This window comes from Dickeya lacustris (assembly GCF_029635795.1).
GTDB lineage: Bacteria > Pseudomonadota > Gammaproteobacteria > Enterobacterales > Enterobacteriaceae > Dickeya > Dickeya lacustris.
This window is the reverse complement of the sequence record NZ_CP114280.1, coordinates 4,229,341-4,252,648: the sequence shown is the minus strand read 5'-3', so window position 1 is coordinate 4,252,648 and position 23,308 is coordinate 4,229,341. Positions and strand designations below refer to the sequence as shown.

The 23,308-nt window shown below is 56.1% G+C and carries 15 protein-coding genes; 4 read left to right on the top strand and 11 right to left on the bottom strand.

The window, feature by feature from the left end; genetic code table 11:
• The 4 genes from O1Q98_RS19250 (at position 1) to O1Q98_RS19235 (ending at position 4,908) form a co-directional block, all read left to right on the top strand.
• Positions 1–402, top strand: coding sequence for an ExbD/TolR family protein (locus O1Q98_RS19250; protein WP_125259934.1), 402 nt, complete (start codon positions 1–3; stop codon positions 400–402).
• A gap of 13 nt (positions 403–415) precedes the next feature.
• Positions 416–1,978 (top strand): ABC transporter permease, encoded by a 1,563-nt coding sequence (locus O1Q98_RS19245; protein WP_125259935.1) that lies wholly within the window; start codon positions 416–418, stop codon positions 1,976–1,978.
• 220 nt (positions 1,979–2,198) lie between these two features.
• A protein-coding gene (locus O1Q98_RS19240; protein ID WP_125261333.1) for an IS3-like element ISKpn20 family transposase occupies positions 2,199–3,307 on the top strand; the annotation gives its coding sequence in 2 pieces (ribosomal slippage) (positions 2,199–2,451 and positions 2,451–3,307; 1,110 coding nt in all).
• 308 nt (positions 3,308–3,615) lie between these two features.
• Entirely contained in the window at positions 3,616–4,908 is a 1,293-nt protein-coding gene (locus tag O1Q98_RS19235) for a GGDEF domain-containing protein (protein WP_240632781.1), read from the top strand.
• A 59-nt stretch (positions 4,909–4,967) separates the two neighbouring features.
• On the opposite strand, the gene O1Q98_RS19230 is transcribed toward O1Q98_RS19235, so the two are convergent.
• From O1Q98_RS19230 to O1Q98_RS19180, 11 genes are all read right to left on the bottom strand, one after another.
• Positions 4,968–5,816, bottom strand: coding sequence for a GNAT family N-acetyltransferase (locus O1Q98_RS19230; RefSeq protein ID WP_125259948.1), 849 nt, complete (start codon positions 5,814–5,816; stop codon positions 4,968–4,970).
• An 8-nt stretch (positions 5,817–5,824) separates the two neighbouring features.
• The gene (locus O1Q98_RS19225; RefSeq protein ID WP_125259949.1) at positions 5,825–7,156 is read right to left on the bottom strand and encodes an NAD(P)/FAD-dependent oxidoreductase; all 1,332 of its coding nucleotides are present in this window, start codon (positions 7,154–7,156) and stop codon (positions 5,825–5,827) included.
• Positions 7,157–7,622: 466 nt separating this feature from the next.
• Positions 7,623–8,603, bottom strand: a complete 981-nt coding sequence (locus tag O1Q98_RS19220) for an ATP-binding cassette domain-containing protein (protein ID WP_125259950.1) — start codon at positions 8,601–8,603, stop codon at positions 7,623–7,625.
• Between the two features lie 54 nt (positions 8,604–8,657).
• Positions 8,658–9,766, bottom strand: a protein-coding gene (locus tag O1Q98_RS19215) for an IS3 family transposase (RefSeq protein WP_423201723.1) whose coding sequence is annotated in 2 segments (ribosomal slippage) — positions 8,658–9,505 and positions 9,505–9,766 — 1,110 coding nt in all. Because the reading frame shifts where the segments join, the coding sequence is not laid out codon by codon here.
• A 605-nt stretch (positions 9,767–10,371) separates the two neighbouring features.
• On the bottom strand, positions 10,372–11,652 hold the full coding sequence (locus tag O1Q98_RS19210) for an MFS transporter (RefSeq protein WP_125259951.1): 1,281 nt from the start codon (positions 11,650–11,652) through the stop codon (positions 10,372–10,374).
• Between the two features lie 54 nt (positions 11,653–11,706).
• The gene (locus O1Q98_RS19205; RefSeq protein WP_125259952.1) at positions 11,707–13,836 is read right to left on the bottom strand and encodes an alpha-galactosidase; all 2,130 of its coding nucleotides are present in this window, start codon (positions 13,834–13,836) and stop codon (positions 11,707–11,709) included.
• Positions 13,837–13,984: 148 nt separating this feature from the next.
• Positions 13,985–15,007, bottom strand: a complete 1,023-nt coding sequence (locus tag O1Q98_RS19200; RefSeq protein ID WP_125259953.1) for a LacI family DNA-binding transcriptional regulator — start codon at positions 15,005–15,007, stop codon at positions 13,985–13,987.
• Positions 15,008–15,451: 444 nt separating this feature from the next.
• Positions 15,452–16,093: a formate dehydrogenase-N subunit gamma gene (fdnI, locus tag O1Q98_RS19195; RefSeq protein WP_125259954.1), complete on the bottom strand. Its 642-nt coding sequence runs from the start codon at positions 16,091–16,093 to the stop codon at positions 15,452–15,454.
• Positions 16,086–16,994 carry a formate dehydrogenase subunit beta gene (gene fdxH, locus O1Q98_RS19190; protein WP_125259955.1) on the bottom strand — a complete coding sequence of 303 codons (909 nt, stop codon included), beginning with the start codon at positions 16,992–16,994 and terminating at the stop codon, positions 16,086–16,088. The genes fdnI and fdxH overlap by 8 nt, the downstream gene beginning before the upstream one ends.
• A gap of 13 nt (positions 16,995–17,007) precedes the next feature.
• Positions 17,008–20,055 carry a formate dehydrogenase-N subunit alpha gene (fdnG, locus tag O1Q98_RS19185; RefSeq protein ID WP_125259956.1) on the bottom strand — a complete coding sequence of 1,016 codons (3,048 nt, stop codon included), beginning with the start codon at positions 20,053–20,055 and terminating at the stop codon, positions 17,008–17,010.
• A gap of 453 nt (positions 20,056–20,508) precedes the next feature.
• On the bottom strand, positions 20,509–23,109 hold the full coding sequence (locus O1Q98_RS19180; RefSeq protein ID WP_125259957.1) for a bifunctional aconitate hydratase 2/2-methylisocitrate dehydratase: 2,601 nt from the start codon (positions 23,107–23,109) through the stop codon (positions 20,509–20,511).
• Positions 23,110–23,308 lie beyond the last annotated feature (199 nt).

The following is a 23,308-nucleotide window of genomic DNA, read 5'->3' as shown; positions in this document are numbered from 1 at the left end:
ATGGCCTTTACTTCCCATGATAACGATGACGTGATGAGTGAAATGAATATCACGCCGCTGGTGGATGTGATGCTGGTGCTGTTGGTGGTGTTTATCGTCACCGCGCCGATGCTGACCAACAGCATCCCGATTCGCCTGCCCAAAACCGGCGCGGTCGCCCCGGCTGAATCACTGCGCCCGCTGGTGATAAGCCTGGATGCCTCGCAACAGTTATTCATCGACAGTGAGCCGGTCACGCGCGAAGCGCTGGCGCAACGCCTTGCACAGCTCAATGCCGCGAATACCGAACAGCCGGTACAGGTGCAAGCCGATGAAGCGGTGCGCTACAGCGAGGTCGCCACCTTACTGGCGAGCCTCGAACACGCGGGCGTCCACCGTTTGTCACTGTTAACCCATAAATAACGGTCTGGACGCCATGCAATCCACACACCTCTCGCTGGATGAGCCGATGGCGCGCGTTGCGCTGATGATGCGCGCGCTGCCGCTGTTAATGCCGCTCATGCTGCTGACGCTCTGGGCGCTGACCAGCCATTACGGTTGGATGTCGGTGCTGGTGCTGCCCTCGCCGCTTACCGTGATAGAGAGCGCGGCGACCCTGGTGCCACAAGAGCTGGCAGCGCAATTGTGGATTAGCCTGCTGCGGCTGGCCTGCGGGCTGCTGGGCGGCATCCTGCTCGGGCTGGCGTTAGGGATGCTGCTGGGCCTGAGCCGAACGCTTGAGCGCGCGGTGATGCCGCTGTTTAACGTGCTGGCGCAAACGCCAACGCTGGCATGGCTGCCGCTGCTGATGCTCACGCTCGGCATCGGCGAAGCGCTGAAAATGACGGTGCTGATTAAAGCCGTCAGCATTCCGATGACGTTGTGCGTGTGCAGTGGCATCCAGCAAACGCCGCGCGCCCTGCATGAAATCGCCCGTACCCTGCAACTGCGCTGGTGGACGCGGCTGCGCCGACTCACGCTGCCGGTGATGCTGCCCCATCTGATGACCGGCGTACGGCTGGCTTTTTCACAAGGCTGGGTTTCGCTGATGGCGGTGGAATTGCTCGCCTCCAGCGAAGGGTTGGGCTATCTGCTGGTACAAAGCCGCCAGCTGTTTATGCTCGATGGGGTGCTGGTGTGTATTGTGGTGATTGGCGCATTTGGCCTCGCCGGTGAGCACCTGCTGCGCAAACTGGAACGGCGCTGGATTTTCTGGCCGCCGCCTGCGCCCGGGCAACGCCACGACACCGCCCCTGCCGCCGCCAGATTCATCGGCTGGATTCTGCCAGCACTATTGTGCCTGCTGTGGCAACTGGCTGGCGCACAAGACCCGCGCGCGAACGCCTTTCTGCCTGCGCCCAGCGTGGTGCTGGCGGCCCTGTTTACCCCTGAGAATGGCTGGGAAGCGGCACTGACGACCAGCCTGACGCGCACGCTGGCAGGCTTTATGCTGGGGGCAAGCGCCGGTTGCCTGCTCGGTTGCGTGCTGGGGCGCTACACCGTTGCCGATAGATTACTGACGCCGCTACTCAGCGCGCTGCGCGGCGTGGCGCTGTTTGCCTGGCTGCCGCTGCTCACCGCCTGGTTTGGGTTATCTGAACGGGCCTGTATCGCCTTCATCGCCCTGTCGGCGTTTTTCCCGCTGCTGCTGGCCGGTCAGCAGGGCATGCGCGCCAGACCGGTCGCCCTTGAGGAAACCGCGCGGGTATTGCGGCTCGGCTTTTGGCAGCGCCAGCGTTATTTGACGCTGCCTGCCATGTGGCCCGCGCTGTTTGCCGGGTTGCGCCTGTCGTTAATGCATGCCTGGGTGGGGGCGATTGGTGCCGACTATTTTATCGCCTCCGGCGATGGACTCGGCAGCCTGCTGATCCGCGCCCAACAACTGTTTCAGTCCGAGCGGGTGATTGCCGGGGTGATATTGATAGCGCTTATCAGCGCGCTGTTTTATCACCTTATGGCGTGGGCAGAACAGCGCCTCAACCGCTGGCGCTTGCGTTAAACCTCATTACCACGCCCCCCGCCATTTACGGGTGTACGATATCGTACGCCCGCGCCGCCGCTGTTATCTCAGGTTAAATCTGATAATAAATTGTTATAAAAAGAAAAAATGGCGCATTTTTTTTATTTTTCGTGATTAGCAGGTATGATGGTAATCCCCCCGAAAAACCAGTGCATGCATAAGTAGAATTTTCTCCTAACCTGAATGCAGGGGGATTTCTATGAAACGATCACGTTTTACTGACAGTCAGATCATCACCATTCTCAAACAGGCTGAGGCGGGTACGCCGGTTCCTGAACTGTGCCGGGAGCATGGCATCAGCAGTGCCAGTTTTTATAAATGGCGCTCAAAGTTTGGCGGGATGGATGCTGCACTGATGAGCCGACTGAAAGAGCTTGAAGAAGAAAATCGCCGACTAAAAAAAATGTATGCTGAAGAGCGTCTGAAGGCCGAAATTATTCAGGAAGCGATGGCAAAAAAGTGGTGAAGCCATCAGACCGGAAGCAGATGGCTCTGCATGCAGTTGAACACCGGGGGATCAGTATCCGTCTGGCCTGTCAGCTCTTTGTCGTCAGCGAATGTTGCTACCGATACAGGCGCTTACTGAGTCAGGAAAATCAACGGATTGCTGACTGGCTGGTGCGCATCACGGACAGCCAGCGAAACTGGGGCTTCGGCCTGTGTTACCTGTATCTGCGCAACGTGAAAGGCTTTGTCTGGAACCACAAGAGAATTTACCGGATTTACTGCGAACTGTCGCTGAATATGCGGATAAAACCTAAAAAACGGTTGAAACGTGAAAAGCCGGAACCACTGAGGGTCCCCACTGGCAGTAACGAGAGTTGGTCAATGGATTTTATGCATGATCAGTTGTCAGATGGTCGCTCCGTTCGTCTGCTGAATATTATTGATGATTTCAATCGCGAGGCCCTGGCAATAGAGGTCGATTTTTCCCTTCCGGCCAGTCGGGTAGTCAGAACTCTCGAACAACTGATTGAATGGAAAGGGAAACCGGCATCGATTCGATGTGACAACGGACCAGAATATGCAGGTAACACTCTGATAGTATGGGCTGAACGACAAAATATCATCCTCAATTTTATTCAGCCGGGGAAGCCACAACAGAATGCGTATATTGAGCGTTATAACCGGACAGTGCGTTATGACTGGCTGGGGCACTATCTGTTTTATTCGCTGAGTGAGTTACAGGAATACGCCACACAATGGCAATGGTTCTATAATCACGAACGACCGAATATGGCACTGAATGGCTTCACACCAATGCAGCATATTCAGCGCTTATCTGATTCTACTTATCTGCCCGGTTAAAAATGGGGGGATTACCTGATAAATCGCGTGTTTTATCCCCAGCGCCACGATGCTTCGCGCGGTAAAGCCACCGGCTCCGTAGCACCACACGCCGCCAGCGGCGCAGGCTCGCGCCACGACAGCCACCTTGCTGGCGCGTGATGCACGCATCACAACAGGCGTGTAACCGGGCAGCAAGCGGAGAGGCCATGCACCTTAATTTAGCGCTATTCAAAAACGACCGGGCTCACCAGAACAGCTTGATATTATTCATCATGACGCTGTTCGGTTGTCATGTTTTCGCCCACCTTAGGATGTCAATTTTTGGCATGTCGGTATTTTGGCCCGTCAATATCATGATTACCGTGCTGTTCTACCGCTGCCGCTATCTCAACACCGTTTGGGGATATGGCATCGTCTATGCGGCGATGGTCATACAAGACTCGCTATTTTATGGCTGGCGGCTCCACGCCTTTACCATCAATCTCGCCAACATCGCCTTTATTCTGGCGATGATAAAACTACTGCGCTGGCCTGGGGTTACACCTCGTCAGGAAAGCGAGATGATCGGTTCACTGTACCTGTTTCTCGCCTGTCTGTTAGCCGCCATGGTCAGTGGCATCGCCGGTGCTCTGGCGCTGCAACACTGGCCGCATTTTTCGCTGACGTTCTTTCAAAACTCGCTGCTCGATTGGTTTAGTGAGCAGTTCTATACCTCGGTGTTATTTTTACCGCTGCTTTTTACGCTACGCAGCCGTATTGAACTGGAGCGCGCTTCCCTGCGCATGCACAACACCCTGCCGCTGTTGCTACTGCTGCTCTCCCTTGCTATCGCGCCACTCTTTGGCCCGGTCGCGATTCTGGCGTTTCCGTTACCGGCGTTAACCTGGTGTGCGCTTGTCTATCCGCTCTGGCTGACCCGGCTGATTACGCTGTGTACCGGCACCACTGAATTTATTCTCAATGCTGAACATGCCTATGCCATTTACAGCGCGCAAGACCCGGCGTTCATGCACCAAATGATGATTACGCGCCTCGGCATTGCCGCCACCATTTTCAGCCCACTGATGATGGCGACCAACGCCCGTACTATCCGACAATTAAATGCGCGGTTGCTGCAACAAGCCAATCACGATTTTCTCACTCAGACATTATCGCGCTATGGCTTTACCGAAGCGCTCGCCAGCCACGAGAAACGCGCCGGTGACGCCCAGTACGCCGTCAGTATTATGTTGATTGATATCGATTACTTTAAACGCATCAATGACACTTACGGCCATGACTGCGGCGATGAAATTTTGCGCCAGGTCGCAGGGGTAATACAGCAAACCGTAGCTGAACAAGGGCTGGTCAGCCGTATCGGTGGCGAAGAGTTTGTGGTGGTGTGCTTTGACTCGCTCCCCGAAGCTTTCTATCAACTGGCCGATACGCTGCGCCAACGCATCCAGCAGGCGGCGTTTTCGTTCCAGCAGCAGTTGATACCCGTCACTGTGAGTATCGGCATTGCCAACGCGCCTTCCGTGGGGGATGAGCTGGTAGAAACCGTTAACCAGTTATTCCCGCTGGCGGATAAAAATCTGTATATCGCCAAGCGAGAAGGCCGCAATCGCACGGTGCAATAACTATTAACCATTAACCATTAACCAATAGCCATTAGCCAATAACCCATAACCTGCGATGATTATGCCATCGCCTGGCTCATCACCGCCCAGGCATGCATTGCGCCCGCCGCTGGCTGCCACGGCGCGCCTCGCTGCATGATAATGGGCGCATCGACCTGCGTTAAGCCACAACGCAACAGAAATGGCCCCAGCCCCAGTGCTGCGGGTGTATCTATGCGCACAAAATCACCGGCCCGCTGCGCGAACAATGCGTGAATCAACAGGCGGGCATCCGTCGCGCTGCGCGCTATTACCGGGCCAATCACATAGCCATGACCAAATCGGCGCAGCGCCGCAAAACCGTGTAGCTCACCGGCATACTCCAGTACGCGCACATCAACGGCATGCTGCATCAACCGCTCGATAAGCGTCGGGCGCATCAAGCCATGCGCCTCGGTATCCAGCATCGCAAGACGCGGCACATCATCGCGCTGCGCCGGGCGCAGGCGCTGGCCGAGGGCCGGTATCGGGTCGGGCAGCGCAGGTAGCTGCGCACACTGGTATTGGTGCATTTCGCCCTGTGCCACAAAGCCCAGACGTGCATAGAGCCCCTGCCCGACAGCGGTGGCATGCAGCCGTATCTGATACCCCGGCAGCCTGTCAAGCAGGCTACTCATCAAGCGATGCCCGATACCACGCCCCTGATGCCGCGCTTCAACCACCACCAAACCGATAGTGGCGCGGTGCGGCCCCCAACGCCAGCACAGCGCTACGCCTGCCGGTTCGCCCTGCACCTGCGCCACCAGCCCTTCGCCAAGCGCTAACGCCTCCTGCCAGTCCGCCAACCGGTGCGGCCAGCGTACCTGCTGCGTCAACGACCAGCCGTAGGCCGCATCAGCGCCGGTCATCTCACGAATTACGATAGTCATCTTCACTCCTACATCATACCGGGCGCGCGTAGCCCACTGCCGTCCACCAGCCGCGCATAACGAAACGGCGTCGGGTCAACGATGGGCGTTGCGCCGCTCGCCAAATCCGCCGCCAGCCGCCCGGCACCCGGCCCAATACCAAACCCATGCGCACTGTAGCCGGTTGAGAGAATCAACCCCGGCAGTTGTTCAACCGCAGAGATAACCGGAATAGCATCCGGCGTACTGTCTATCATGCCGCCCCACGCCTGCACTGCGCGCAGTTCGGCCAGCGCCGGGTATTCACGCCGCATCGCCGCCAGCCCGTCGCTGACTATCGTCATATCCGGTGCCGGGTCAAGAATACGGGTGCGCTCAAAGGGCGAGCGCTCATCAAACGCCCAGCGCGCCCACCCTTCCGGCCCGCACAGAAACGGTTTGATCCCCGGATTGAACGACAGGTTCTTGCGCCGTGCGCGATAAGTGGCATAAAACTGGCGTGCATAGCGCAAGCTCTGGAACCCCGGCTCCAGCCGCCCTCGCCCGGAAACTGACACCGTATAACTGCCGTCGCGTTGCGGGCGACAGGCAAAGGCTGCGGTATAAAACGGCAGGCTAATTGCCTGTGCGATGGGGGCGGTACGAAATGCCGTACCAATCACATTGCCCGACGGCAGTTCAATACCATGGCGACGACAAAACAGCGAACTCCAGACACCGCCGGCGCAAATCACCGTCGAGGTTGCCACCCGGCCTCGCTCCGTCCACACGCCGCTGATGCGCCCGCCGCTGATATCCAGCCCGCGCACCGCGCACTGCTGGATAACACAGGCCCCCAGCCGCTGTGCGGCGATGGCAAGCCCGGCGCAGGCCAGCGCCGGTTCAGCGTGGCCGTCCGTCGGCGATGACACCCCGCCCAGCCATGCGCTGGTGCTGCCCGGCGTCATCGCTTTGGCCTGTTCAGCCGTGAGCATATCACTGCGCACACCGTAGGCTTTCGCCATCTGGCCCCAGCACGCCCAGGCGTCTATCTCTGCCTGATCCTGTGTGGTATACAGCAGGCCGGAGCGACGAAAACCCAGATCTTCGCCGGTTTCCTGTTGCAACTCCTCCCAGCGGCGCAGCGCGTAAATACTCAGCGGTAATTCGCGCTCATCGCGGTTTTGCTGGCGGCACCAGCCCCAGTTGCGGCTGGATTGCTCACCGCCTACCAGCCCCTTCTCCAGCAGCAACACGCTGACGCCTTTTTTCGCCAGCTCATAGGCGGCCGCCACGCCAGCAATCCCCGCGCCTATCACCACCACATCCACCTGCGCTGGTAGTCGGTTGCTGTCCTGAACATATTTGATTGGTGCGGGCATGGTATTCCTCGGCGCTCCCTTTAATAAAAACGGTATCGGCAATACAAAACGTCGTATTTTTAAGACATTAGCTAGTCTGACGCGCCGTTATCGTAATCGACACGGCCCCCGACGTCACCTTCCATCCATGCTGTTCAGGATAATGGCGAATAGCCCATTCCTCAGCCTGTTCAGCCAACAGCCACTTTAGCCGTGCATTTTCAGCAGCGAGCCAATACGCTCTGCCAGTTTCAGGGCTTCATCGCAGAATTCGGACGTATGCTGCTTATGGGGTTTATTATTGGTTGATGCTGGTTTTATCATGTGAGTCACCTCTTTATTGAGAGTTTATTCGCTTAGACACATGTTCAGTATTGCCGGGTGGAATCAAACCAGATACAGCATGACCTTCAAATTAAAAATGAAATATTTCATCATCCTATAAAATGGAACAATCTTAGTGCTGCGGGAATAACCGCCTGTTAATTTAGCCTGTTACATGCTTATGCCTTACCTCTATGACAATTTTATTGTGTGATATATCACTAAGCACCTTGTCAAACGCCATTGTATTATTCGCATCCAGATTTGCATCCCACTCATCAAGAAGAAAGATAAATATGTCATTATCTGATAGTAATCTATTCATGTTTTCTCGATGTTTTTGCCCTGTAGACCCCTTGATATCATCAATACCAATACTATTCTCCGGCCCAAGTAAAACAGAATCATCAGTCATCTTTTTTATTAATTTAAGGATAGATGATTTTCCAGAACCATTCGGGCCTTCCACCCGATATCGACCTGGCAATGTGCAATCATGGGAAATATAATCGACAAACTCACGAACAGACAGGCTCACACCATCCTGATTAAGATTACGAATAATAATTGCATCATCATTAATGTTATTCTCATAGTCTACCTCCACCAGTGAGGACGGGAACCTTTGAAGATTTCTCACCTTGTTTTTAATTAGCATAAGTTGAGTTGTATGCATACTCGCAGCATTGATACTTTGGAAAAGTTGTAGGGTTCTTGGCAAGACTGCCACGATAGCGCCAAGAATTTCAGGCCTTACCAGGGTTGATTGCCAGGAAATATAGACCAGCGGCGGGATAGTGATAAGAACGGGTATACATGCCAAAACTTGCTCTGTTTTTTTGTATTTTTGAAGTACAGAGAAAAAAACCGAGTGTTTATCAGATGCATGCTCCAGCGCTTCAGAATAATTCTTCTTTAAACCAAAAAAACCGTTATCCCATATTTTATCGATTGCATGGAAAGTGTTCACTTTACTATTTTGTATTTCAGATGACATTTTGTTAATAGATTTACTGGAGTAGTAAATCAGCAACCACGAAAACACAACACACCCGATAATAACTGAAGATACAGTCACACCTAAAACAAAAATCAACGCAATAATAGTAAACAACACATTAAAATATAAAGCGAGAATCTCCACATAATAAAACGAAGCCTCTTCTATAGTTGAAAGAGATTGGTAATCCCCCCATTTTTAACCGGGCAGATAAGTAGAATCAGATAAGCGCTGAATATGCTGCATTGGTGTGAAGCCATTCAGTGCCATATTCGGTCGTTCGTGATTATAGAACCATTGCCATTGTGTGGCGTATTCCTGTAACTCACTCAGCGAATAAAACAGATAGTGCCCCAGCCAGTCATAACGCACTGTCCGGTTATAACGCTCAATATACGCATTCTGTTGTGGCTTCCCCGGCTGAATAAAATTGAGGATGATATTTTGTCGTTCAGCCCATACTATCAGAGTGTTACCTGCATATTCTGGTCCGTTGTCACATCGAATCGATGCCGGTTTCCCTTTCCATTCAATCAGTTGTTCGAGAGTTCTGACTACCCGACTGGCCGGAAGGGAAAAATCGACCTCTATTGCCAGGGCCTCGCGATTGAAATCATCAATAATATTCAGCAGACGAACGGAGCGACCATCTGACAACTGATCATGCATAAAATCCATTGACCAACTCTCGTTACTGCCAGTGGGGACCCTCAGTGGTTCCGGCTTTTCACGTTTCAACCGTTTTTTAGGTTTTATCCGCATATTCAGCGACAGTTCGCAGTAAATCCGGTAAATTCTCTTGTGGTTCCAGACAAAGCCTTTCACGTTGCGCAGATACAGGTAACACAGGCCGAAGCCCCAGTTTCGCTGGCTGTCCGTGATGCGCACCAGCCAGTCAGCAATCCGTTGATTTTCCTGACTCAGTAAGCGCCTGTATCGGTAGCAACATTCGCTGACGACAAAAGAGCTGACAGGCCAGACGGATACTGATCCCCGGTGTTCAACTGCATGCAGAGCCATCTGCTTCCGGTCTGATGGCTTCACCACTTTTTTGCCATCGCTTCCTGAATAATTTCGGCCTTCAGACGCTCTTCAGCATACATTTTTTTTAGTCGGCGATTTTCTTCTTCAAGCTCTTTCAGTCGGCTCATCAGTGCAGCATCCATCCCGCCAAACTTTGAGCGCCATTTATAAAAACTGGCACTGCTGATGCCATGCTCCCGGCACAGTTCAGGAACCGGCGTACCCGCCTCAGCCTGTTTGAGAATGGTGATGATCTGACTGTCAGTAAAACGTGATCGTTTCATAGAAATCCCCCTGCATTCAGGTTAGGAGAAAATTCTACTTATGCATGCACTGGTTTTTCGGGGGGATTACCGATTCACCCGCAATCCAATTGAGTGTTTTCCTCTTATTATCCTGCGACGAAAGAGATGGCTTTTTTATTACCTCACCAAAAACCCAACTATAGTATTCCGCCCAAACAGAATTAGACAACCTTGTTCTTGTATACAAGGAAAGGGAACCAAAAACATAGCAAAATGCGATACTGGCATAGAACAACACAATATAATTAAACGTCTTATCAATATTAATTGATATGTTGTAGCCTGCCATGCCAATAAAATAAGTTGACAACCCAACCAATACTTGCTGCAACGCAACAAGGAATACGCTGATTAAAAACAAAAGATTTTTTATGATCATAGAACTCTCTCTACATCAATATCCCCCTCATACTTATAACATAATCCCTCAAATTTTTTCTACGGAACTAAAATAAGTGTACTTACACCAGGAAAAGGTGAATTATCAAAAGCAAAACTTACCCATGACATCATATTTCCTCAATAATTCGAGTTGTCGGTGTTTCGGCCGCCATCAGAGGTGGCCAAAACAGGAGTAAACGCAGTTAAGACACGCTGGTTCGATACGCCGGTTGCGGTGCGCTGCGACCGCCAGAGAGCGTGAACGCGGAGATGATCGTCACCGTCAGGGCAATCGCACCGAGGATCAGATAGGTGTGCTGAAAGCCAATGCGGTCATACAGATTGCCCGCCATTGCTGACAGGAAAATCGCCGCCGATTGTTTGGCAAACTGAAAGCCAATCAGGTAGATGGTGGCGGATAACCGGGTGTCGAAAGTGGTGGTGATATATTTGAACGCCCCGACCAGCAGGAACGGCACTTCCAGCGCATGCAGCATTTTCAGCGCCACCACTTCCACTACGCTGGTGGCAAACGCCGAGCCGACGATGCGCACGGTCATAATCATCCCCGCCACCAGCAGCGTGTTTTTCGCCCCAATGCGATTGATTATCCACGGTGAGCAAAACATGATGACCGCATTCGCCAGTTCGCCGAGCGTGGTGGCAAATCCAAATACCTCATTGCCCCGCTGCGGGGTGGCAAAAAACGATTTAAAGAAGTTGGCGAACTGCTGGTCGAACACGTCGTACACACAGGCGACACCGACCACGTACAGCACGAACATCCACAGCTTGCGGTCGCCAAATACGCCGGTCGCCATTTTCAGCGTCACCTGCGGCTGATTGGCACCGAGTGCGTCCATCACCTGCGCCATCGGGTGAGTTTCCGGTCGGGCTATCAGCAGCAACAGCAGCAGAATAACCGCCGCGCCCGACCCCATCCAGAACACCAGCGCCGGGTTAACGTTAAACAGAATACCGGCGGTAGACGCACACAGCCCCCAGCCCAGGCAGCCAAACATGCGCGCTTTGCCGTACTCAAACGCACTCTGGCGGCTGACGCGCTCAATGTAGGCTTCCACCGCGCCGGAACCGGCGGAAAACACCAGCCCGATGTAAACGCCGCCCGCCGCCGCCCCCAACAGGCTATTGACCTTAAGCAGCGGCGCAAACACATACAAAAAGAACGGCGCGAACAAAAACAGCAGGATGGCGATGACCCACAGCAGGTGTTTCTTCAATCCCAGCCGGTCTGACAAGACGCCCATCAACGGCTGGAACAGAATGGCGAACAGCGAAATGGCCGAGAACACCACGCCGGTCTGGGTTTTGTTCAGGCCAATCACCTCCGCCAGCCACACCGGCAGGAACGGAAAACAGGTCGCCATGATGAAGAAATACAGAAAGAAGAACAGGCCAAAAATCCAGAAATTACGGTTATGTTGATGTGTTGTCGTGTGTAGGGTCGGTTGGCTGATGTCCATATATCTATCCTTAAATAAGGCCAGTCGGGGGAGAGGTTGCCCTCTCCCGCTGTATTACAGACGTTCTAATTCCAGTAACAGCGCCGTTTCCGGGTTGAGAATAGGCAAACGCAGCCCGGCTTTCATCAACCATTCGCCGCTGTATTGCGCCGGTGCCGCCATCCAGGACGGCAACTGGCGCATGGTGCTGCCGCCGTCGATAACCGGCTTCAGGTCAGGGTGGTCTACCACGGTTAAGCGGTAACGGGCGTGCGCGTCCAGCCCGGGGAAACGCAGCACCCCGGCCAGCGCGTAATCCGGCATCGCCAGTTGCGCCACCAGAAACAGCGCCTGCCGTTTATCCTCGCTGACCACGCCCTGCACCTGCGTGGTGGCATCCGGCATGTCAACACGCCACAGGCAGCCGGTGTGCAACAGCGCGCGGTACTGGCGGTGCAGCGCCACGTAATGGCGAAAACCGGCCTGTTCCTGCGCGTCGGCACGTACCGGGTCCAGCTCGATCCCCATGTGGCCAAACAACGCCGTCAGGCCACGAAAGGCAATACTGTGCTGACGCCCGGTAGCGTGGCAGCGGTGGTGGCCGATGTGCGCGCCCATCACTTCGGGGGGGAAGAAATAACTCATGCCGCGCTGGATAGCCTGCCGCTCCAGCGCGTCGTTATTGTCAGACGCCCAGAAGCGGTGGCTACGCCGCAGCACCTCGTAGTCGATACGCCCGCCGCCCGAGGCACAGGACTCAAACTCCACCTGCGGGAAACGCTCACCCAATATATCGAGCAGGCGATAGAACGCCGTGGTCTGGCGGTCAGCCGCCGCCCGCCCCTGATGGGCCGGTTGCACCAGCTCGCGGTTCATGTCCCACTTCACGTAATCGACAGGGTGTTCACCCAGCAGCCAGCTCAGGCGCGCCAGCAGGTAATCGAACACCTCAGGGTTCGCCAGGTCGAGCGCATACTGATAGCGCCCGGTCGGTTGCGCGTAACCGGGCACGGCCAGCAGCCAATCCGGGTGCGCACGATACAAATCAGAATTCGGGTTAACCATTTCCGGCTCCACCCAGATGCCGAACTCCATGCCCAGTGAGCGCACATGGTTTATCACCGGCATCAGCCCTTGCGGGTATTTCTGTGCGTCCACGTACCAGTCGCCGAGGGCGGCACGGTCATGGTCGCGCCCGCGAAACCAGCCGTCATCGATAATAAAACGCTCAACGCCCAGCGCAGCGGCCTGCGTCGCCATCTGCATGATGTAGTCCGGGTCATGGTTAAAATAGATGCCCTCCCAGGTATTGAGATGCACCGGGCGGGCGCTGGCGCGCGGAAAGCGGATAATTTCCTGGCGCAAAAAGCGGTGAAACTGTTGGCTCATGCCGTTGAGCCCCTGCTCAGAACAGGCGGCGTACAGCCACGGCGTGGTCAGCGATTCACCCTGCGCCAGCGCGATTTCGCCGGGCAGATACAGCGCTTCCGCCTGCACCAGCCGTCGCCCATCGGTTTTCACTTCCGCGCGCAGCCGATGGTTGCCGCTCCAGCCAAGGTGTACCCCCCATACCCGCCCTTGCTGCTCGGCAAACCCCGGCTCGCCGCTCACCATCGCCGGGAAATACTCATGAGAGGTGCGCCCACGGCGGTTTTCCTGCACCAGACTGCCGTGCATGAGCCGCGTGCGGTGCGGCTGAAATTCCCGCACCCAGCGGCCATGAAACGCCATCACCTCCGCCGCCGATTCCGGCAGCGGCAGCGTGAGCGCCAGCCGCTGCACCTGCCAGTCACCCGGATGCAGGTTGGTCAGGCTGTGGCGCAGTTGCAGCACCCCGCTGTCGGCGTGCAGCTTGAATTCGCTCCTCAGGCGCAAACCCGCCTGACGGTCTTGCGCGTCAATGATCAGGTGTTGCGGGTTCGGCTGCTCTACCGAAACGGTGGTCAGCACCGCGAAAGCATCCAGACCGTTGCGATGGCCCTCAATGCCCGGCGAGCCAAATAAGCCCCGCCCGGTTTCCGCTGCCAGCGTCACCGGCACGTCCACATCCAACCGGCCATTCGCCACTGGCCGCGACAGGCTTTGCACATCCTGTGGTGAAAAGTCCGCCAGATGCGGCCCCCAATAGACAATTTCCGCCGCCGGTTGGCAGCGCACAATCACATCCGTCACCGCACTGGTGAGACGAATCAGCGTCGTTTCCATCCTCATTCTCCTGAATGGTTGATGAGGTTAGTTGTATTCCGAAACGTTTCGGATAAAAACCGAAACGTTTCGGTTTTGTGATCGGGTTAAAAAACGAACGCTGAACCGGCGGCGGAAAACGATGACGAAACAGGCGGAGGCAGGCGGGTTATGTCGTTGCTGGCGGTGGATTATCAGTCTGCCCGGCATACAGCTGCGGTTGCCACAGCACCTGCAATGACGACGGCGCATCGCCTGCCAGCAGCCGAAACACCATGTGGGCGATTTGTTGGCCTACCTGCGCGCGGGTGGCCTGAGTGATGGCCGTCACCGGGATGTCCAGCAGCGAATCCGTGGGCAGGCCGTCATAGACAATCAGCGATAGCGCGCCTTCCCCGTGCAGCCGGGCGCAGTCGCGCAACGCCAGCGCCACGCCCTCGCCCTGTGTGCTGCCATCGGTGACAATCGCGGTCGGCGGCTGTGGCAGCGCCAGCCATTGCAGCGTTGCCTGATACCCTTCCCGGCGTGACGGTGCCACCTGGCGCAACAGTTCATCGCGCCGGGCAATACCGGCCTCAGCCAGCGCCGCCAGATAACCGGCGCGACGTTGCGCGATAAAGGATTGCGGATGGTGTTCACCCAGAAAAGCAATATGGCGGTGGCCAAGGTCAATCAGGTGGCGGGTAGCCAGCGCGCCACCGGCCTGATTGTCGAAATCGAACCAGGCATAAGGCTGCGGCAAATCGCTGCGCCCCAGCGCCAGAAACGGAAAGCCGACCGCTTGCAGGTATTGCAGCCGGGGGTCTTGCTGCAATGTATGCGCGACGATCAACGCATCCACCCGGCGGCTTTCAATCATACGTAAAAAGGCGTGGCTGTCGGCTTGCCCGTCGTCGGCGATAAGCAGCAGGTCTATCTCCTGCTTCGCCAGCTCGTGGCTGATTTCCGCCACCATCTCCATGAACGTGGCATTACTGAGCGGCGCGGGCTGCAACGGAAACACCAAGCCAACTGCGTCAATACGCCCCATTTTCAGCCGCCGGGCAAAGGTATTGGGGCGATAGCCAAGACGCCGGGCTTCCTCTTCCACCCGCTGGCGCGTTTCGGCGGCCACATCATCGTAGCCATTCAGCGCCCGGCTGACGGTGGTAACGGATAATCCCAGTGTTTTTGCAATCTGTTTCAGTGACATGGCGCATCATTCACCCTGAATTCTGTTACGGGCCAGACTACCACAAATCACCGCAAGGTACGGGGGATAACAGCGGGAATCGACGATTCCTGCGCAACAAAGCATCTAAAGCTCAGGGCATTTTTTCTGGCGTCAAAAACTGTGCTGAGGTGGGCGACTTCGCCGGGTGAGCCGCATGGATGCGGCGAAAGCCCGTGCCGTGCCGGGAGCACGTCACGGGCGGCCCGAACAGCGAAGGCGAACGCCGAAGGTACCGCGCAGCGGCACAGTTTAGCCACCAGCCAGAGGTCAAGGAGAGGCGGCGTTGAGCCTCTCCTTGTCGTGCGTGCGATGAAATAGCAAAGAAACTACGCCGTTTATCCAGCACGAAACCCTTCTCCGACCGGACATAAACTCACTGTTCACGAAACAACACAGCGGTTTATCAACTGCCAGCAAGAGGCTTTATTTCTTGTCTTTGTTGGCTTTGCCAATCACCGTGCGCGCCCAGCGCGGGTGGTGTTTCAGCGCCCATTTTTCCGAGACTTTGCCTTCAATCATGCCTTTGATAGAGCCGCGCACCCAGAACGCCATGTACATATGGATCAGAATGGCGTGGATCAGCACGATGGCGGCGGTGGCGTGCAGCAAAATGGCGTAGCGCACCACGTCTATCGGGAACAGATGCGCGAAATAGGGCCGCCACATGATGACGCCGGTAATCAGCAACACCAGCGTTAAGCCCATGATGCTCCAGAACATCAGTTTCTGACCGGGGTTGTATTTACCCACATCGGCCACTTCATGCTCGTTGCCCTTCAGTACCTCAATGATATTCAGGAACCACGGCACATCCTGACGTTTCGGGATGTTATGACCGACAAACCGGATAAACATCGGCACCAGACACACCACAATCAAAATACCGAAGAACGGGTGCATGATGCGCCCCATCTGCGGCGTACCGAAGGTTTGCGTCAGCCATTGCAGCGTCGGGAAAAACAGCGCGATCCCCGACAGCGCCACCAGAAAGAAGCTTATCACCACAATCCAGTGGCAAACACGGTCGGCGAACTTCGTGCGCACAATCATTTTTGGGTTACTCATGCTTATCGTCTCCTTCGTGCGGCTGCCCTTCGTGTGGATGCGCGGTCTCTTCGGTGTTCGGCCCAATGCCGATATAGTGGAACATCAGCCCGGCGAAGGTCGCAACGAAGCCCAATGTCGAAAGCGGCTTGAGAATGCCTTTCCACAGGTTCACCGACGTCGAGATTTTCGGGTTATCCGGCAGGTTGTGGTACAGCGACGGTTTATCCGCATGGTGCAACACGTACATGACGTGGGTGCCGCCGACGCCTTCAGGGTCATACAAGCCAGCATTGGCGTAGCCGCGTTTTTGCAGATGGGCGATACGCTCGGCCGCCACGTTCTTCATCTCTTCCTTGGTGCCGAAATGAATCGCACCGGTCGGGCAGGTTTTCACGCAGGCCGGTTCCTGACCGGTACTGACGCGATCGACACACAGCGTACATTTGTAGACGCGGTTGTCCTGCTTGTTTAAGCGCGGAATGTTGAACGGGCACCCGGCGATGCAGTAGCCACAGCCAATGCAGTGTTCCGACTGAAAATCGACGATGCCGTTGGCGTACTGAATAATCGCCCCGGCCGACGGGCAGGCTTTCAGGCAGCCCGGCTCGGCGCAGTGCATACAGCCGTCTTTACGAATCAACCACTCCAGACGGTCTGCGCTCTCCACTTCGGAAAAACGCATCACCGTCCATGACTTGGCGCTCAAATCGGCCGGGTTGTCATAGACCCCCACATTGTGGCCGACGTCATCACGGATGTCGTTCCACTCGGAACAGGCCGCCTGACAGGCTTTACAGCCGATGCAGGTGGTGACATCGATAAGCTTGGCGACTTCGCTTTTATCATCCCGAACCTGTGGCGGCGGCGTCAGGCTACTGGTGGCCGAACGCTGGATAATATCCTGAGATTGCATTGACATAACGTTTTACCCTTTACACCTTTTCCACATTGACCAGAAACGCCTTGTATTCCGGCGTTTGCGAGTTGGCATCGCCGACACTCGGCGTCAGGGTGTTCGCCAGGAACCCCTTGCGCGTTGTGCCCTCAAACCCCCAGTGACAGGGGATGCCGACGGTCTCAATCGCTTTTCCGGCCACGGTCAGCGTTTTGATACGCTTGGTCACGACGGCTTTGGCTTTGATGTAACCGCGCTGGCAGGAGACTTTCACCATGTCGCCCGCCTTGATGCCTTTGCTTTTCGCCAGGTTCTCGCCGATTTCGACAAACTGCTCCGGCTGCACGATGGCGTTCATGCGCGCATGTTTGGTCCAGTGGCGGAACAGCTCGGTAATGGAATAGGTGGTGGCGACATACGGGAAATCGCTCGCCTTGCCCATGGTTTTCGCATCGCGCGCAAACAAGCGCGCCGCCGGGTTCGACACCACCGCCGGGTGCAGCGGGTTGGTATCAAGCGGGCTTTCTATCGGCTCGTAGTGTTCCGGGAACGGGCCATCGGTCAGTTTGTCGAGCGAGAACAGCCGCGCCACCCCTTCCGGCAGCATGATGAACGGCATGGTGTCTTTGCCCGGCGGCACCGTGGCGGCAAAGTCCGGCACGTCAATGCCTTTCCATTTCTGGCCAGTCCATTCCAGCAGCTTGCGTTTGCTGTCCCAGGGTTTGCCCTGCAAATCTGCCGAGGCGCGGTTATACAGGATGCGGCGGTTCTGCGGCCAGCACCAGGCCCAGCCCGGCGTAGCGCCAAGGCCGACGTCGGTGTTGTCGCGATTCGCCATCTGATTACCCGCTTCAGTCCAGCTCCCGGCGTAAATCCAGCAGAAGCTGGCGGTGCTGCCGTCATCACGCAACTGCGAGAAGTCCGCCAGTTGCTGGCCTTTTTTCAGCAGCAGATTGCCCTTGTCGTCGACTACGTCCGCCAGCGCCATGCCGTTGGATTCGCGGGCAATTTCTTCCGGCGTCGGGTCTTCCGGGTCTTGATAGTTCCAGTTGATGTTCAGCACCGGTTCCGGGCACACGCCGCCCTCTTCGCGGTACAGTTCACGCAGGCGCGTCATCAGGCGGCCAAGGATTTTCGCGTCGTGCAGCGCCTCAGCCGGTGGCTCGGCCGCCGCCCAGTGCCATTGCAGCCAGCGCCCGGAGTTGGCGATAGAACCGTTCTCTTCGGCAAAGCAGCTCGACGGCAGGCGGAACACCTCGGTCTGGATCTCCGCCGGGTTCACGTCATTAAACTCGCCGTGGTTCTGCCAGAAGGTGGAGGTTTCGGTCGCCAGCGGGTCGATCACCACCATGTATTTCAGTTTCGACAGGGCAGCGGTAGCCTTGTTCTTATTCGAGAACGCCGCCAGCGGGTTGAAGCCCTGCACGATGTAACCGTTCATTTTGCCGTCCAGCATCAGCTCGGTCTGGGCCATCACGTCATAGCTGCGATCCCACTTCGGCAGCCAGTCATAGCCCCAGTTGTTGGCGGCCTGCGCGTTATCGCCCCAGAAGCTTTTCATCATGCTGATAAAAAATTTCGGCGTGTTCTTCCAGTAGTTGACCTGATCCGCCAGCAGCGCATCCGGTGTTATCTGGCTAAGGTAGGTTTTCAGGTCGCCCTGTTTTTCCGATGGCAGCGGCATGTAGCCCGGCAGGTTGAGACTCAGCAGCCCGAGATCGGTATAGCCCTGAATGTTAGAGTGGCCGCGCAGCGCATTGATGCCGCCGCCCGCCATGCCGATGTTGCCGAGCAACAGCTGGATCATCGCCGCCGCGCGGATAATCTGCGCGCCGTTGGTGTGGTGCGTCCAGCCCAGCGCGTACATGAAGGTCGCGGTTTTGTTCGGCACGCAGGTGCTGGCCAGCGACTGGCAAATCTCTTCATAGGCTTTCGCCGGTGTGCCGCACAGTGACGTCACCATCTCCGGCGTGTAGCGGGAGACGTGCTTTTTCAGCAGGTTCCACACGCAGCGCGGGTGGGTCAGCGTCATGTCGCGTTTGGCGAAACCGTCTGCGCCCAGCTCATACTGCCAGCTGCTCTTGTCATACTGGTGCGTCTGGTTGTTATAACCGCTGAACAGCCCGTCGTCGAAGCTGAAGTCCTCACGCACGATCAGGCTGGCGCTGGTGTAGGACTTCACATACTCGTGGTGAATCTTATCTTGGGTAATCAAATAGTTGACGATACCGAGCAGGAACGCGGCATCCGATCCGGCGCGGATCGGCGCATACAGATCGGCAACAGCGGCAGAACGGTTAAAACGCGGGTCAACCACGATCAGTTTGGCGTCGTTGTGGGTTTTGGCTTCCACCGCCCATTTGAAACCGACCGGGTGCGCTTCTGCGGCGTTACCGCCCATCACGATGATCACGTTGGCGTTTTTGATGTCCACCCAGTTGTTGGTCATCGCGCCACGGCCAAAGGTCGGTGCCAGCGCGGCAACGGTCGGGCCGTGGCACAGGCGCGCCTGACAGTCGATGGCGACCATGCCCAGCGAACGGGCGAATTTCTGGTCGAGAATGCCGGTTTCATTACTGGCGGCAGAGGAACACAGCATGCCGGTCGTCAGCCAGCGGTTAACCAGCGTGCCTTTGGCGTTGACGCGCTCGAAATTGGCATCACGGTCTTTTTTCATCAACCGGGCGATGCGCTCAATGGCGTCTTCCCAGCTGATGCGCTGCCATTTGTCCGAACCCGGCGCACGGTATTGCGGGTATTTCAGGCGGCCTTCGCTGTGAATGTAGTCCACCAGCCCGGCCCCTTTCGGGCACAACGAGCCACGGCTGACCGGATGATCCGGGTCGCCTTCAATATGAAAAATGGCGGGTTTGGCGTTTTTTGCCCCGTCGCCCAGGCTGTACATCAACAGCCCGCAGCCAACGGAACAGTAAGTGCAGTTATTGCGTGTTTCTTTTGAGCGCAGCAATTTGTATTGACGCACAGAAGCCATCGCCTCTGTGGGGGCAAACCCTAATACCGCGAGCGTGGTGCCCGCCATTCCCCCGGCGCAGACTTTAAAAAAGCCCCTTCGATTAACCTGCATGCTTTTCCCTATAAATTTTATGTGTCTTTTTTGTTGCGGGAAATCTAACAACACGCCACGAGGAGATTTTGAGCAAAATCAATAATTACAGTTTTAATCGTCTATTCACCCCCTTTATAGGTATTTATGCTCAGAGTTTCGCTATGCACGGAAATACATAACGATATCCACCGCCGTTCGTCTATCCTCGTACCGGCCTTATTGCATTACGGCAACCTGCCGTTACCGAGACATTAACAACCGCTGGAATCGCTATCAGCGGCATCACTTGATACGCCGTGGTGTTGCAACATGCCAGCAACACCCTGCCAGCCGAACGATGAAAGCAGGATGATGAAAGCAGGACGATAAAAGCGGAATCATGAAAACGGCGTGATAAACCTGAACGTAAAAACGCGGTCACGCCGCACACCCCGGCATGAAAATGGCCCGCGTTAATGCGGGCCAGCATGCTCAAACAGTCTGTACCGGAATGCGGTTTACCGCCGCCGGGTCAAGCGGCGCGGCAAAATCCAAATAGCGGTAAATCTCTGGCGCCGATGACGACAAGATAGCCACATGCTGCTGATATTCCGCCACCGTCGGCAAGCGGCCCAGTAGCGCGGCCACGCAGCTTAATTCCGCCGAGGCCAGATAGACGCGGGCGTCCGTCCCCAGACGATGGGGGAAATTACGTGTCGAGGTGGACACCACCTGACTACCCGGCCTGACGCGCGCCTGATTGCCCATACACAGCGAACACCCCGCCGGTTCAATGCGCACGCCGGATTGAATGAACTGGCTGAAATAGCCCTCATCGCTCAGTTGCTGCGCATCCATGCGGGTGGGCGGTGCCAGCCACAGCCGGGCGGCAGTATCGCCCTGATGCTGCGACATCAGTTTACCGGCCGCACGGAAATGGCCGATGTTGGTCATGCATGAGCCGATAAACACCTCATCGATGTGGTTTCCCGCCACCTCCGAGAGCATTTTCACGTCATCCGGGTCATTGGGCACACACAGAATCGGCTCACGGATGGTTGCCAGATCGATCTCGATAACGGCGGCATAGTCGGCGTCAGCGTCGGCTTCCAGTAACTGCGGCTCGCTCAACCACTGCTCCATGCGCCGAATACGCCGCGCCAGCGTCGGCGCATCCTGATAGCCCTCTGCCAGCATGGTGCGCAGCAGCGCCACGTTCGAGCGCAAATAGGTTTCCACTTCCGCCTGTTCGAGCTTGATGGTACAGGCTGCCGCCGAGCGCTCGGCCGAGGCATCCGCCAGTTCAAACGCCTGCTCGACGCTCAAACCGGCCAGACCTTCGATTTCCAGAATACGACCGGAGAAGATGTTTTTCTTACCCTGCTTGGCGACCGTCAACAGCCCTTGCTGGATAGCAAAGTAAGGGATGGCATGGACTAGATCACGCAGCGTAATGCCCGGCTGCATCTGCCCGTTAAAGCGCACCAGCACCGACTCCGGCATATCCAGTGGCATGATGCCGGTAGCCGCCGCAAACGCCACCAGCCCTGAACCGCCGGGGAACGACAGGCCAATCGGGAAACGGGTGTGGGAATCGGCACCGGTGCCAACGGTATCCGGCACCAGCATGCGGTTAAGCCAGGAGTGGATGATGCCATCGCCCGGGCGCAGCGACACGCCGTTGCGCCGGGTGATGAAGTCCGGCAGCGTCTGGTGCAGGTTAACATCGACCGGTTTCGGGTATGCCGAGGTATGGCAGAACGACTGCATCACCAGATCGGCGGAGAAGTACAGGCAGGCCAAATCTTTCAGCTCATCGCGCGTCATGCCGCCGGTGGTATCCTGCGAGCCCACCGTGGTCATGCGCGGCTCGCAATACTGCCCCGGGCGCACACCGGCCACACCACAGGCTTTACCGACGATTTTCTGCGCCAGCGTATAGCCGCGTGCCGACTCGGCAGGCGCTTGCGGCAGACGAAATAGCGTGCTTTGCGCAAGGCCCAGCGACTGGCGCGCGCGCGCCGTCAGGCTGCGGCCAATAATCAGCGCAATACGGCCACCGGCGCGCACTTCATCGAGCAGCACCTCGGTTTTCAGGCTAAAACGGGCGAGCAGCGCGTCATCCTCGTGACGACGCACCTCGCCTAAATAGGGATAGACATCAATCACATCGCCGGTTGACAGCGCGCTGACGTCCATTTCTATCGGCAGCGCCCCGGAGTCTTCCAGCGTGTTAAAGAAAATCGGCGCGATTTTCCCGGCCAGCACCACGCCACCGGCGCGTTTATTCGGCACAAACGGAATATCCTGCCCGATGTGCCACAAAATGGAGTTGGTGGCCGATTTGCGCGACGACCCGGTGCCGACCACATCGCCGACATACACCAGCGGATAGCCCTGCGCTTTCAGCGCCTGCATCTGTGCCACCGGGCCGACAGACCCCGGTTTATCCGGCGTCACGCCATCGCGCGGCACGCTCAACATACACTGCGCATGCAGCGGAATATCCGGGCGTGACCAGGCTTCCGGTGCCGGTGACAGGTCATCAGTATTGGTTTCACCCGCGACGTTAAATACCGTCAGCGTGATTTTTTCCGCCAGCGCCGGACGAGCGCTAAACCATTCGGCCTCGGCCCAGGACTGTAATACCCGCTGTGCAGCAACATTCCCCTGCCCGGCTTTCTTTTCAATCTCACCAAAATAATCAAATATCAGCAGCGTATGACTCAGTGCTTTTATCGCTTCCTCGGCCAGCACATTATTATCCAGTGCATCAATTAATGGCTGAATATTATAACCGCCTTGCATCGTCGCCAATAAACGAATAGCCGCAAGCGGAGAAAGCGCCGCCACGGTAATATCCCCGCGTACAATTCCCCCCAGAAAGTCGGCTTTAATTTTTGCAGCATCATCGACACCGGGAGAAATATGGTGAGCCAGTAGATCAAGCCATACCGGAATATCGGTAGATGTTTGATTTTCCTCTGCACTCAGTTGCGCCACCAATGCCGTTGCTTGCGCGGCGGTTAATGGTTTAGGCGGAATACCGGTTTTACGTCGCTCAACAATATGGGCGTAATAATGTTCTAACATGACAGCTCCTTACCACCGTAATGGCAATCAATGCAAATAGACAGCAACAATAGAGTTCGTTTCGGATTTAGCGCATTAAAATAATGACTAATAATATCGCCACCCTAATCAATCGCGGCACGGTTAATTAATCAACCATGAATATCGCCTGTTATTTATGAGCCGGTGCCTGTCGGCATGGTGTTATTACAGGCATCAT